This is a genomic window from Clostridium amazonense (assembly GCF_056431285.1).
Map to the genome: position 1 here is coordinate 649422 of NZ_JBWKMH010000033.1, position 13278 is coordinate 662699.

The window sequence follows — 13278 nt, forward strand, 5'->3', positions numbered from 1 at the left end:
AACAAACATATATAAAATAAAAAATTCCTTCTACAAGGAATTTTTTATTTTATATATAAGGTAATTTAATTATAAACTTTGTACCTTTTCCTAATGTACTTTCTACACCAATTTCACCTTGTAATTTTAATGCTATATGTTTTACTATAGCAAGTCCAAGTCCAGTACCACCACTAGCTCTAGACCTAGTTTTATCTACTCTATAGAATCTTTCAAAAAGCCTTGATAAATGTTCTTTAGATATTCCTACACCATCATCTTCTACTTCTAATATACAATAATTCTTAGAATTTATACTTCTAACTATTATATTTTCACCCTCTGAGTATTTTATAGCATTGTCTACAAGATTTATTATCATTTGCTTTATCTTATCGACATCACCTTTTACAGCGCCTACATTATCCAATTCTAAATCTAATTTAATATTTTTATTTTTAGCTGAATTTTTCATAAGTTCAAATATATTTACTATTATATCATTTATATTTACATCTACTAACTTGAATTCTTTTTCTCTTTCAATATCTGATAGTGCAAGTATATCTGATATTAATCTTGTTAACCTATCACTTTCCTCTTCTATTATCCCTAAAAATTTATTTCTAGTTTCATCATCATCTACATATCTTAAAGTTTCTGTAAAACCTTTAATAGAAGTTAATGGGGTTTTAAGTTCATGTGATACATTTGCAACAAATTCACTTCTTACATTTTCTAGCCTCTTTATATCGGTAACATCTTGAATTACAGCCACCTTACCTATATGTTGATTTCTATTTATTATATCCGCAGTTCTTATCCTTAAATAAATTTCTTTAGGCTTTTCAATTTTAATCTCATTATAATTTTCATCAGCATCTTGAAATATAGAAAAAATATCAAAATCAGTACCTATACATTTAATATTTTTGCCTATAACATCTTCACAAATATTAAATATCTTTTTAGCATATGGATTTACCATTATTATATTATTGTTTATATCAATAGCTATAACACCACTGTCCATACTTTGTAATATTGCTGATAATCTATTTTGTTTTTCTTTCACTTCATTTAAGGTTAATTCTAATTTATCTGCCATTTCATTAAAACTTTCACCTAATTGACCAATTTCATCCTTTGAAGAAATTTTAACTCTCCTCCAAAGTTCTCCTTCTGCAATTAACGATGTCGTTTTTTCTAAATCACTAATAGGTTTAGATATTATATATGATAATTTACTAGCTATCCAAATAGAAAAACCCACAGTACTTATTATAGATAATACATATATATATATATATGCTTTATCATCACTATTGATTATTTCAACAACTTCAGAAATTCTAATTATATAACTATCAAATTTTTCAGCATAATAAATCATATTTTTATTTAAATATTCACTTCTTCTTACATTGAAGCCTTGTCCATTTTCCGTAGATTCTAGTATTTCCGATTTAATATTATACTCTTCACTATCATATTCATCTTTAAAACTGTCAACTATTAAATTACCTTCTAAATCTAAAATTGTAACTCTTATTTTTTGATCTTTTAATGTATTTACTATTTTCCCAAACTCTTCTTCTGAATTTTTTTCTTTCAATACATCATTAATCATCTCAGTATAAATTTTAAAATTTCTTTTTGTATTTTCTTCTTTTTGATAACTTATTGAGTTTATAAACAACGTAGTTACCAATACAAATACTGCAATTATAGCAAGCAATATATATATTGTTAACTTTCTTTTCATTAATGAATTTTTTTTAGTTTTTTTCATTATTAAATTTATATCCTATCCCTCTTATAGTTTGAATATATATAGGATTTTTATCATCACTCTCTATTTTTTGTCTTAAATGCCTTATATGAACATCTACTGTCCTTGTTTCACCAATATATTCATAACCCCATATTTTATCCAAAAGAAATTCTCTTGTAACAACTTTTCCTTCATTTTTTATAAGTATCTCTAAAAGTTCAAATTCTTTTAGCGTAAGTTCTATTTTTTCACCATCTCTTTTAACTTCATGTTTATCAAAATTTATATATATATTATCAAAACTAAAATTATTAACTTCTTTTTTATTTGATGTTCTTCTCATAATAGCTTTAACTCTAGCAACCATTTCCCTAACTGAAAATGGCTTCGTTATATAATCATCTGCTCCTATTTCAAGTCCAACTATTTTATCTATCTCTTCACTTTTCGCTGTTATCATTATTATAGGAATCTCTGATATATTTTCATCTTTTCTTATAAGTTTGCAAACTTCTAAGCCATCTATTCCTGGAAGCATAAGATCTAATAGTATAAGATCTGGCATTTTATCCTTTGCAATTTTTAGTGCAACATCCCCACTATTTGCAGTAAAGACAGTGCATCCTTCTTTTTCTAAATTAAACTTAATTAACTCTACAATATGTTCCTCATCATCTACAACTAAAATTCTTTTATCTGACATAATATTACTCTATTCTATATATACAAATGAGAATAGTCTTCCCTCTCTTTCTTCTGATTTTCTATAAGAGAATAATTTGTATTCCTTTGAACAATGAGTACAAACCCCTAATAGATTAATATTTTCAGGTAAGATATTAAACTCATTTATTTGTGATATTATACATTTTTCTAAGTTTAAATGTCTACCTTCATTTATATTAATATTAACATACTCTTCCTTAAAATTATCTATTAATTCTTCACTTACCTCATAACAACATACTTTATTATGCGGCCCTATAAATACTTTTAAGTTTTCTTCTTTACAATTATAATCTTTAATCATCTTCATTATTGTCTTATAGACTATTTTTTTTATAGTTCCTTTCCAGCCACTATGTATAGCTGCAATCACTTTACTTTTTTCATCTACTATTATTACTGGGACACAGTCTGCATTAAATACTCCTATAGCAACAGATTTTTCATCAGTAATAATGGCATCTCCTTCTAAGTTTACTATATCATTGTTTTTAAGTTCGTATATAATATCACTATGAATTTGATTTAAGTATACAACATTATTTACTTTAAAAGTATCCTTCAATTTATTTAAATTATATATCCCTTCTTCAGTTCTTTTATTAAAACTAAGATTTCCTTCCGCAGTTGAAAATACCACGTTTATATTACCTACTCTATATTTCAAAAATTTGTTTTTATCATTTTTTAAAATTTCCATAACTCCACACTTTCTAACTGTTTATTTATAAAATTCAAAACTTTTATTATAAAATTATAATATATTTTATAATTTTAATCTTTTTTACTTATATAGGAATTTAAATTTAAACTTTAAGCTATGTATGTTTCCAATTAATAATTTTAATGCTAAATTCTAATCTATATTTTTTAAATTGACAATTGACAGTGGACAGTGAATGTAAAAATTGGATTTCCAATTTTAAAGAATGATTTTTTATTAAATTTGCACAGCAAATTGATTGAAAACAATATAAAAACATAGTTTTTAAGTATTTCTATTTTAAATATTATAAATAAAATGAATAATATTAACCATAACTGTCAATTTTCAATTGTCAACTGGTTCCAAGTTCAAATTTAAAATAATATCTTTCTCACTTAAAAAAACTTTTTCTTTTATCAAGAAACAGGAATTATTTAAATTAGTATTTCTTTAAAAATTGATTTAGAAACTCTTATTAATTTGTGTTTTATTTTCAAGACCTGAACCCAAGGACGGGTTCAGCGACTGCCTAGACAGGATGTCGTGTGAACTAAATTTAGAAATATGTAATTGAGAATTCAATGTATATTTTTTATAAATCAAGGAAGTAATTCACATCAATAATGGAATCTTATTAATGTGAATTACTGACGAAAAGTTATGAAAAATAGGCTAGAATTTAATTGCATAGCTCTAAATTTAGTTCACTAATAGCCGTTTAGTCTTGGAAATAAAATGGCAAATTCATTAGAGTTTCTTTGAAATTTTTATGAATAACGTTTTAAATAATTACTGCTTCTTGGAATAACACTATTCTCATTTAATACTTGAATAATTTCATTTTTCAACTTGGAACCCTATATTATAAAAGTAAATGTTTAATCAAACATTTACTTTTATTACTAATTTTTTCTTAAATTTTGTATTTCTTGCAAAAATGTATCTATATCATTAAATTGTCTATACACTGATGCAAATCTTACATATGCAACTTCATCCACTTGTTTAAGTTTTTCAAGTACCATTTCTCCTATTTCTTCTGAACTAATTTCTAGAATCATATTGTTATTTAATGTTTTTTCTATTTCATCAGCAATATTTTCAATTATAGCTCTTGGTACTGGTCTTTTTTGACAAGCAGTTACTATGCCTCTTATTATTTTTTCTCTATTAAAAAATTCTCTATCTTTACCTCTTTTAATTACTAATATAGCCATATATTCTACTTTTTCATATGTAGTATATCTTTTTCCACAATTAAGACATTCTCTTCTTCTTCTAATAGCTAAACTATCTTCTGTAGCTCTTGAGTCAACTACTTTACTATCTTCTGCACTACAAAACGGACATTTCATCTTCATTCACTACTTTCTTAAAACAATTTATTATATTTTTATTATACACATATTAAAACAAAATTCTATAACTATTTTTATAGTAACTAATTTTTTACTCTTCATCTATATCAATTATGCCATCTCCATCTATTAATATCACATCTACACCTATTTTTCTAATCTTTTCCCATGGAATCTCTATATTATTTTCTTTAGAAAACCATCCAACTTTTTGTGTTGGAAGTACTATAGATTTTACTCTGTATTCATCACAATCTATTTTTAAATCTTTTATATATCCAAGTTTAGCTCCAGTGTTTAAATCTATTACTTCCATCATTTTTAATCCATTAATAGCATACATTGAACTTTCCAATTTTTTACCCCCTTTTGTTTTATAAATATAAATTTATTATTATATATATATTTATACTTATAATAAATATTCACAATTTATTATAAGATAAAAAAAGAGGCCTTAAAATAAGGCCTTACACATATTTTCTCATATGTTTCAATGCTGTTTTTTCTAGTCTAGATACCTGTGCCTGAGAAATTCCTATTTCATCTGCTACTTCCATCTGTGTTCTACCATCAAAAAATCTTAAGTTTAATATAAGCTTTTCTCTATCACTTAATTTGGTCATAGCTTCCTTTATAGATATGTTTTCAAGCCAACTATCATCTAAATTTTTGTTATCACTTATTTGATCCATAACATAAATAGCATCTCCACCATCATGATAAATAGGTTCAAATAAAGACACAGGATCTTGTATAGCATCCAATGCAAAAACTACTTCTTCTCTAGAGATTTTTAGTTCTTTAGCTATTTGTGATACTGTAGGTTCCTTATTATCTTTACTGATTAGTCTATCTCTTACTTGCAATGCTTTATATGCAATATCTCTAAGTGATCTACTAACTCTAATTGAATTATTATCCCTTAAATATCTTCTTATTTCTCCAATAATCATAGGAACTGCATAAGTAGAAAATTTTACATTCTGACTTAAATCAAAATTATCTATAGCTTTTATAAGTCCTATGCATCCAACTTGGAATAAATCATCCACATTTTCTCCCCTGTTATTAAATCTTTGAATAACACTTAATACCAACCTTAAATTACCTTTTATAAATTTTTCTCTACATTCTTCATCTCCATTTTGCATTTTTTCTAAAAGTTCTCTCATTTCTTTAGCCTTTAAGACTGGTAATTTGGCTGTATTTACTCCACATATTTCTACTTTGTTTATCATCATAAGGTCATCATTCCCTTCAGAGTAATTGCATTTTAATTATTTCCTTATACAATAACTTTTATACCTGAGACAAACCTTATAACATTTTATTAATTTCTTTTTTTAATCTTTTGATTATTCTTTTTTCTAATCTTGAAATATAAGATTGTGATATTCCAAGCATATCTGCTACTTCTTTTTGTGTTTTTTCATTATATCCATTTAATCCAAATCTTAATTCAACAATTTCTTTTTCACGATCATTCAGCTTATCCATAGCTATAACCAATAACTGTTTATCTACTTCATCTTCAATAGAATTGTAAACAACATCATTTTCAGTTCCTAAAATATCAGATAAAAGAAGTTCATTTCCATCCCAATCTATATTTAATGGTTCATAAAATGATATTTCTGTCTTTATTTTACTATTTCTTCTTAAATACATTAATATTTCATTTTCTATACATCTCGATGCATATGTAGCAAGCTTAATTTTTTTCTCTGGATCAAAAGTGTTAACTGCTTTTATTAATCCAATAGTTCCTACTGATATTAAATCTTCTACATTAACTCCTGTATTTTCAAATTTTCTAGCTATATATACAACTAGCCTTAAATTTCTTTCTATTAGTATAGACCTTATACTTTCATCACCATCTACAAGTTTCTTAACTAACTCTTCTTCCTCTTCCTTTGTTAATGGTGGTGGCAATGCATCATTTCCACCTATATAATATATAGACTTACTTAATTTTTTGAATTGACTTAAAAAAACACTTACCTTTTCCGTTATTTTTTTTACTAGTTTTTTTAAAATCAAATTAACCCCTCCCATCAAATTAATATTCCTCTCGGTAATAATGCATTATAATCATTTTCTTTACTCAATTTATTGTCGCATATAGCTAATATTGACTCTTTTAAAATATTCTCATTTTCACCCTTTATAACTATATCATCTGGTTTAAATCCTAAAAGTTTCCCACACCCACCATTAACTACAGAATAACTTATAGTATACTTTGTATAAGAATCTATATTTATATTTTTTAACAATTCCCTTTCTATAATAATAACTGGAAGATTTGTTATAGGCTCTCTAAGTTCATTTCCTGTATCTAAAAAACCTTTAACATCTATATTTTCTTCACCTATTTTTATATTAAGATTATAAACATAATCAAATAGATTTTTTCTACTTTTTATATAAGTAATTAATCGTTCACAAATTAAATAAAAAATAATTATAGCCAACATTAATTTCTTATAATTAAAAGTAAATGTATTCCTATTTATTGAAAAATAATTTTTGCTATTTATAGAAATATAAAAAGTTATTCCTGCTAATACCATTGAATAAAATATATACGTAATAGTGGCTTTAATATAACTCTTCTTATCACCTCTACCATAACAAATATAAATCATAACTAATGCAACTATTACACTCGTTACTTTATTGTTTAACGGTTTTAGTTGTGGTAATACCATAACAAGTACATATAAACTGCCTAAGAAAGCAGATATTATTTGTTTAGTAAAACTACATTTCTTTTTTACACCTTTAAAAGTAATAGATAATAAAAATAAATTAACTAAGAAATTTTCTAATATTAATTCATCTAGATAAATAACCAAAGTTATTCCCCCCTACACTTATTATACATACATGCTAAAGGGAAATTTGTAAAAATTTCCATTTTAATTTAAATATATTCCTATTTTTTTTCGTCACTTTATAAACTTTTATATTATATTAACTTAATATATTCTATATCTCTCTATGTTTTATAATAAAAATTAGTCCTTTGGTAAATATATATGTTGTTTATAGTTGAAATGTTTTTATGTAACTTTATAGTATTTAAATTTAAAATAACAAATTTATCAATTGAAAAACTTTTTCTTGGAATAGCATTATCATTTGATATTTGAAAAATGAAATTATTATTATTTACGTTAAGAAAAAGAAATTTAAAATATTGTACAAAAATTAACAATGAATGATAAAACTGAAGTATCAGTTTTTATAATAATTCTGAAAGCAAATTAGTTGAAAATAATGTAAAATCGTAGTTTTTAGGCATTTCTAGATATTAGGAACAAAGTGAGTAATACCTACAATAACTTTTCACTATTCACTCTTACTTCTTACTTGGTTCCAAACATGATATAGGAATACAAGTTTAAACTTTAAGTTATTGATGATTCAGTTGAGAGTTCTAATTAATTTAATTGAAAATGGAAAATGGAAAGTGAATGTAAAAATTGGATTTCCAATTTTAAAGAACGATTTTTTATTAAATTTGCAGAGCAAATTAGTTGAAAATAATATAAAAACATAGTTTTTAAGTATTTCTATTTTAAATATTAAGAACGAAGTGAGTAATATTCACCATAACTTTTCACTTTTCACTCTTACTTTTTAATTAGTTTCCAACATAATAATAGAATAAATTATAAGATTAGTCGTATCATTTGACAAAGCTATTTTTTTTAATTAGAACTTTGAATATCTATATATAGGGTTACAAATTCAAAATAACAAATTTATCAATTGAAAAACTTTTTCTTTCATCAAGAAACAGAAATTATTTAAATAAGTATTTCTTTTAAAATTGCTTTAGAAAATCTTATTAATTTGTGTTTTATTTTCAAGACCTGAACCCAAGGACGGGTTCAGCGACTGCCTAGACAGGACGTCGTGTGAACTAAATTTAGAAATATGTAATTGAGAATTCAATGTATATTTTTTATAAATCAAGGAAGTAATTAACATCAATAATGTAATTTTATTAATGCTAATTACTGACGAAGAGTTATGAAAAATAGACTAGAATTTAATTACATAGCTCTTAATTTAGTTCACTTATAGCCGTTTAGTCTTGGAAATAAAATGGCAAATTTATTAGAGTTTCTTTGAAATTTTTATGAATAACGTTTTAAATAATTACTGTTTCTTGGAATACTACCATTCTCATTTAATATTTGAATAATTTCATTTTTCATCTTTGAACCTTATATTTAACGAATTTAGATTTTAAAGTTTTTAATATAAATAAAAAAAGAAGAATGACTAATCATTCTTCTTTTTTAGTATTTATATTTATCTTGAACTTCTTCTAAGCCAAGTAGGAACAGAATAATCTAATTCTGGTTCTTCCTCTTTAGTAACCGCTGCTTCTTCTTCCTTGTGCTCCACTGGTCTTCTTGAAACAACTGGCTCACTTACATTATTTTTAATAGGTGTTTTTATTTGTGGTTGTACTTCATTAACTTCGTTTAATTCAAAACCTGTTGCTATAACAGTTATTCTAATCTCATCATTTAAACTTTCATCTATCACTGCACCAAATATAATATTAGCATCTGGATCTGCTTCTTCTTGTACAATTTGAGCTGCCTCATTTATCTCTAATAATGATAAATCAGATCCTCCTGTTATATTTAATAGAACTCCTGTAGCTCCTACTATAGATGTTTCTAATAGTGGACTTGATATAGCTTGCTTTGTTGCTTCTTGAGCTCTATTATCGCCTTTTCCATAACCTACACCCATATGTGCAAGTCCTTTGTCTAACATTATTGTACTAATATCAGCAAAGTCTAAGTTTATTATTCCTGGTATAGTAATTAAGTCTGATATACCTTGAACACCTTGTCTTAATACATCATCTGCTTTTCTAAAAGAGTCTACTAGTGTAGTCTTCTTATCTACCATAGTTAACAGTCTTTCATTAGGAATTGTAACTAAAGTATCAACAGATTCCTTTAAAGATTTAATTCCTTGTTCTGCATGTAACATTCTTTTTCTTCCTTCAAAAGAAAATGGTTTTGTTACAACTCCAACTGTTAATATTCCCATAGACTTAGCTATTTCTGCCACTACTGGTGCAGCACCTGTTCCAGTACCACCGCCCATACCAGCAGTTATAAATACCATATCTGCGCCTTTTAGAATTTGAATTAATTCTTCTTTGCTTTCTTCCGCCGCTTTTCTTCCTATGTCTGGATTTGCTCCTGCACCTAATCCTCTAGTTAATTTTTCTCCCAATTGAATTTTTTGAGAAGCTCTCGACATGGCTAAAGCTTGTTTATCAGTATTAACCCCTATAAACTCAACGTTTTTTAAACCTTCCTCAATCATTCTATTTACAGCGTTGTTTCCTCCGCCACCACATCCTATTACTTTTATGTTGCATAATTCTCTGTCTTGAACATCAAAATCCAGCACAATATTACCTCCTCATTAGAAAAAATCTGATAAAAATGCTTTAACTTTTGATAAAACTTTAACTTTTTCTTTTTTATCAATCGCAACTTCATCTTTTAAGTTTATACTTATATTATCCTTTTGCACTTCACTTTTAATATTTTCTTTTAAATACAATTCCTTTATTATTCCAATTGCTACCGTATAGATTGGATTTGCAGCTCCAACATAAGATGGTATTGCTATTCTTATATCTCTTTCTATAATTTCTTTAGCTAAATCTGTAATTCCTCTATAGAAAGAAATACCACCACCATATATTGCAATATTTTTTACATCATTAAAAACTCCATTTGTGACCAATTCTTCTTTTATTAGAGTAAATATCTCTCTAACTCTCTCATAAATTATTTCTACTAACATACTATAATCTATTTCTATAGCTTGGCCATCTGTTTGAGAATAAATTCGAATTTTTTCTCCATTTTCAATGTTTTCTTTATATATTCTTCCACTTTTTAGCTTTAAAGTTTCTGCATCTTGTTTAGAAATTTTTAAACAAATAGAAATGTCATTTGTTATTGTATCTCCAGCAAGATTAATACTTGATACATATTGAATCTTATTATTCTTATAGATTACAATATCAGAAGTTTCTGCGCCTATGTCTATAATAGCCACACCATCATTTAACTCCGCTTTCATTAAAGCATCTTTTGCAACTCCAACAGAATCTACAGTAGTTCCTAAAACTTTAATTCCTGCTTTTTCAACTGGAATCTTATATAATTCTAAAATTTCTTTTTGAACAACTATCATATCTACAGCAACAGCTAATCTGCGACCTAATAATCCTAAAGGATTTTTTATATTTTCTACATCATTTATTTTATACATAACAGGCTCTATCTTTATTATTTCTTTATTAGTATCTTTCTTTGCTTCTAACCTAATAACATCTATTAAATTAGAAACATCTTGAGGTGTTATTTCCCTATCTTGCGAAGACAATGTTAAAACATCCTCTCTTCTAATAACCTCACATAAAGTAATAGGTACTGATACATATACGCCACAAATAGTTGCATTAATTATATTTCCTAGTTGTTCTACAACATCTTTAACAGCTTTAGAAGTACTCTCTATATCTAACTCTCCTGTTTTTTTTATTCCATGACATTTAGATGTAGTAACTCCTAAAACTTGAAACTTTCTTACATCATCTAAATTTCCAACTACACCACATATTTTGGATGAACCGATGTCTATTCCTACTATGTAATTGTTCACTTAAATTACCCCCCTTTAAGAGAAGCTTCAAAAGTATATATTCAACAACAAATCTTCTTTTCCTTTTAAATGTGCGAATTTTTAGAATTTATTTATACATAAATATAAACACTCTAGTTTTAGTATAATTGCTTTACCTCTAAAATGCAATATTTCATACACAACCTAATCTTTTACTTATTAAAATTTTATTTATCAATTATTTACAAAAACTGTGAAAATAACCTCTATTTACACTTATATTTCCAATTAATGCATCTTTAAATTTATCAACTTTGATTTTTATTTTTATACTTTCTAATTTTCGAACTTTTTTATAAAATCTGTATATATTTTTTTACAGAAATTTATTTTTAAAAAAATAAATGAGGATACTAACTTTCAGTATCCTCATTCATATAATTATTTTTCCATATATCTATTGATTCATAAGCTTGATTCAAAAGCATGCTATATCCATTTATAAATTTAGCACCTTTATCTTTAGCTAGCTCCAAAAATTTAGTAATTTCAGGATTGTAATTCAAATCATAAAATATTGTATCTTTTATTTCTCCTTCTATATGTATAGGTGTTTCCCCAACATGGTTAGCACCACCTATTGGAGTACAATTGATTACAATATAATATTTAGATAAATCTATCTTCTCTTTAATATCTAAAATGTTATTAATATATTTTAGATGCTCTTTTACTGAATTTTTATTTCTAAGTACAAAATCTATATTTTTTGCTTTTAGGTCTTTAACAGCATATAATACAGCTTTAGCTGCTCCACCCCCTCCAATTATAAGAACTGATTTATCTTGTAAATCTATATTTTTTTCTTGTAAACTCCTCATAAATCCATAATAATCTGTATTATACCCAATCAAAACACCATTTTTATTTAAAACAGTATTAACTGCTTTTATTTTGTTAGCTGGATACGCTAATTCATCTAAAAAATTAATTATCACTTCTTTATATGGAATTGTAACATTAAACCCAACTACCTCTTCTTTTGCAGTAATTATAAATTTTTCCAGTTCACTATTTTCTACATCAAACAGTTTATAATTTAAAGGTATTTTAAATTGTTCATAATACTTATTATGAATTGAAGGTGACAAGCTATACTTAATATTATTTCCTAATAATCCACTTTTCATTTCATATCACCTCATATTTATTAAACACCTCTTTAAAAAAATAATCAACTTAAAGTTTTTTCTGCACTATTTAGCTCTTTGAAAAGCTTCTTTAAAGCTCTTTTTTCTATTCTTGATACATAAGATCTAGAAATACCTAAAATACCAGCAATTTCCCGTTGTGTTTTTGCTTTTCCATCAATAAGACCATATCTCATTTCTATTATTACTTTTTCTCGTTCTTGCAAAGTAGTATTAATCTTAGCATATAACTTTTTAACTTGAATTTTGTTTTCTACTATTTCTGCAATAGAATCTTTATCACTACTTAATATATCCATAAGCGATATCTCATTTCCTTCTTTATCAATACCTATAGGATCTTGAAGATATACTTCACCTTTTACTTTTTTATTATTTCTAATAAGCATCAATATTTCATTTTCTATGCATCTTGCTGCATAAGTAGCGAGTCTAGTTCCCTTTGAACTATCAAAAGAATCAATTGCTTTAATTAATCCTACAGTACCTATTGATATTAAATCATCTACTTCTTTTCCTGGGAATGAATATTTTTTTACTATATGTGCCACTAATCTCAAGTTTCTTTCAATCAAAACATTTTTAGCTTCTAAGTCACCATCTTTAAACTTTTGTAAATATTCCTTCTCCTCTACATCTGTTAAAGGTTGTGGAAAAGAACTGCTTCCTGAAACATAAGCTGTTAATAAAGTAACATCTCCAATCATACTAAAAAACCAATTGAAGAAAACCATAGCTGCTCCCCCTAATAGTGCTTATTATAATAGTATGATTTATTTTCTAAAAAGTAGCCTGTCCACATAAATTTTTTTAAACTTATTTATTGCCAAAATT

12 protein-coding genes are annotated in these 13278 nt (G+C 25.8%); all 12 read right to left on the reverse strand.

The genetic code is table 11. The features are described 5' to 3' along the window. Nucleotides 1-49: 49 nt before the first annotated feature. The 12 genes from AC07E4_RS17805 to sigK all read right to left on the reverse strand — a co-directional run bounded on the left by AC07E4_RS17805 (nt 50) and on the right by sigK (nt 13178). Entirely contained in the window at nt 50-1771 is a 1722-nt protein-coding gene (locus AC07E4_RS17805) for a HAMP domain-containing sensor histidine kinase (RefSeq protein ID WP_478217077.1), read from the reverse strand. Next, nucleotides 1758-2456, reverse strand: coding sequence for a response regulator (locus AC07E4_RS17810; RefSeq protein ID WP_040330739.1), 699 nt, complete (start codon nt 2454-2456; stop codon nt 1758-1760). Before AC07E4_RS17810 ends, AC07E4_RS17805 begins: the two co-directional genes overlap by 14 nt. 9 nt (nt 2457-2465) lie before the next feature. Next, nucleotides 2466-3179 (reverse strand): peptidoglycan editing factor PgeF, encoded by a 714-nt coding sequence (gene pgeF / locus AC07E4_RS17815; protein WP_040330740.1) that lies wholly within the window; start codon nt 3177-3179, stop codon nt 2466-2468. 908 nt (nt 3180-4087) lie between these two features. Beyond that, nucleotides 4088-4540 (reverse strand): transcriptional regulator NrdR, encoded by a 453-nt coding sequence (gene nrdR, locus AC07E4_RS17820; RefSeq protein WP_040330768.1) that lies wholly within the window; start codon nt 4538-4540, stop codon nt 4088-4090. A gap of 94 nt (nt 4541-4634) precedes the next feature. Continuing rightward, entirely contained in the window at nt 4635-4898 is a 264-nt protein-coding gene (locus tag AC07E4_RS17825) for a YlmC/YmxH family sporulation protein (RefSeq protein WP_101541728.1), read from the reverse strand. Nucleotides 4899-5013: 115 nt separating this feature from the next. Next, nucleotides 5014-5787, reverse strand: coding sequence for an RNA polymerase sporulation sigma factor SigG (sigG, locus tag AC07E4_RS17830; protein ID WP_040330743.1), 774 nt, complete (start codon nt 5785-5787; stop codon nt 5014-5016). Between the two features lie 76 nt (nt 5788-5863). Further along, nucleotides 5864-6604 (reverse strand): RNA polymerase sporulation sigma factor SigE, encoded by a 741-nt coding sequence (gene sigE, locus AC07E4_RS17835; protein ID WP_051540530.1) that lies wholly within the window; start codon nt 6602-6604, stop codon nt 5864-5866. Then, nucleotides 6604-7407: a sigma-E processing peptidase SpoIIGA gene (spoIIGA, locus tag AC07E4_RS17840; protein WP_040330744.1), complete on the reverse strand. Its 804-nt coding sequence runs from the start codon at nt 7405-7407 to the stop codon at nt 6604-6606. Before spoIIGA ends, sigE begins: the two co-directional genes overlap by 1 nt. Before the next feature lie 1468 nt (nt 7408-8875). After that, nucleotides 8876-10003, reverse strand: a complete 1128-nt coding sequence (gene ftsZ / locus AC07E4_RS17845) for a cell division protein FtsZ (RefSeq protein WP_040330746.1) — start codon at nt 10001-10003, stop codon at nt 8876-8878. A 15-nt stretch (nt 10004-10018) separates the two neighbouring features. After that, complete coding sequence (gene ftsA, locus AC07E4_RS17850) at nt 10019-11272, reverse strand: cell division protein FtsA (RefSeq protein WP_040330748.1); 1254 nt, start codon at nt 11270-11272, stop codon at nt 10019-10021. A 374-nt stretch (nt 11273-11646) separates the two neighbouring features. Next, the gene (aroE, locus tag AC07E4_RS17855; RefSeq protein ID WP_040330749.1) at nt 11647-12423 is read right to left on the reverse strand and encodes a shikimate dehydrogenase; all 777 of its coding nucleotides are present in this window, start codon (nt 12421-12423) and stop codon (nt 11647-11649) included. 44 nt (nt 12424-12467) lie between these two features. Continuing rightward, nucleotides 12468-13178, reverse strand: a complete 711-nt coding sequence (gene sigK, locus AC07E4_RS17860; RefSeq protein WP_040330750.1) for an RNA polymerase sporulation sigma factor SigK — start codon at nt 13176-13178, stop codon at nt 12468-12470. Nucleotides 13179-13278: the final 100 nt, after the last annotated feature.

Bases quoted from the DNA above. Each gene is read 5' to 3' on its own strand.
- AC07E4_RS17805 (WP_478217077.1), bottom strand. From the start codon at position 1,771: ATGAAAAAAACTAAAAAAAATTCATTAATGAAAAGAAAGTTAACAATA.
- AC07E4_RS17810 (WP_040330739.1), bottom strand. From the start codon at position 2,456: ATGTCAGATAAAAGAATTTTAGTTGTAGATGATGAGGAACATATTGTA.
- pgeF (WP_040330740.1), bottom strand. From the start codon at position 3,179: ATGGAAATTTTAAAAAATGATAAAAACAAATTTTTGAAATATAGAGTA.
- nrdR (WP_040330768.1), bottom strand. From the start codon at position 4,540: ATGAAATGTCCGTTTTGTAGTGCAGAAGATAGTAAAGTAGTTGACTCA.
- sigG (WP_040330743.1), bottom strand. From the start codon at position 5,787: ATGATGATAAACAAAGTAGAAATATGTGGAGTAAATACAGCCAAATTA.
- sigE (WP_051540530.1), bottom strand. From the start codon at position 6,604: ATGGGAGGGGTTAATTTGATTTTAAAAAAACTAGTAAAAAAAATAACG.
- aroE (WP_040330749.1), bottom strand. From the start codon at position 12,423: ATGAAAAGTGGATTATTAGGAAATAATATTAAGTATAGCTTGTCACCT.
- sigK (WP_040330750.1), bottom strand. From the start codon at position 13,178: ATGGTTTTCTTCAATTGGTTTTTTAGTATGATTGGAGATGTTACTTTA.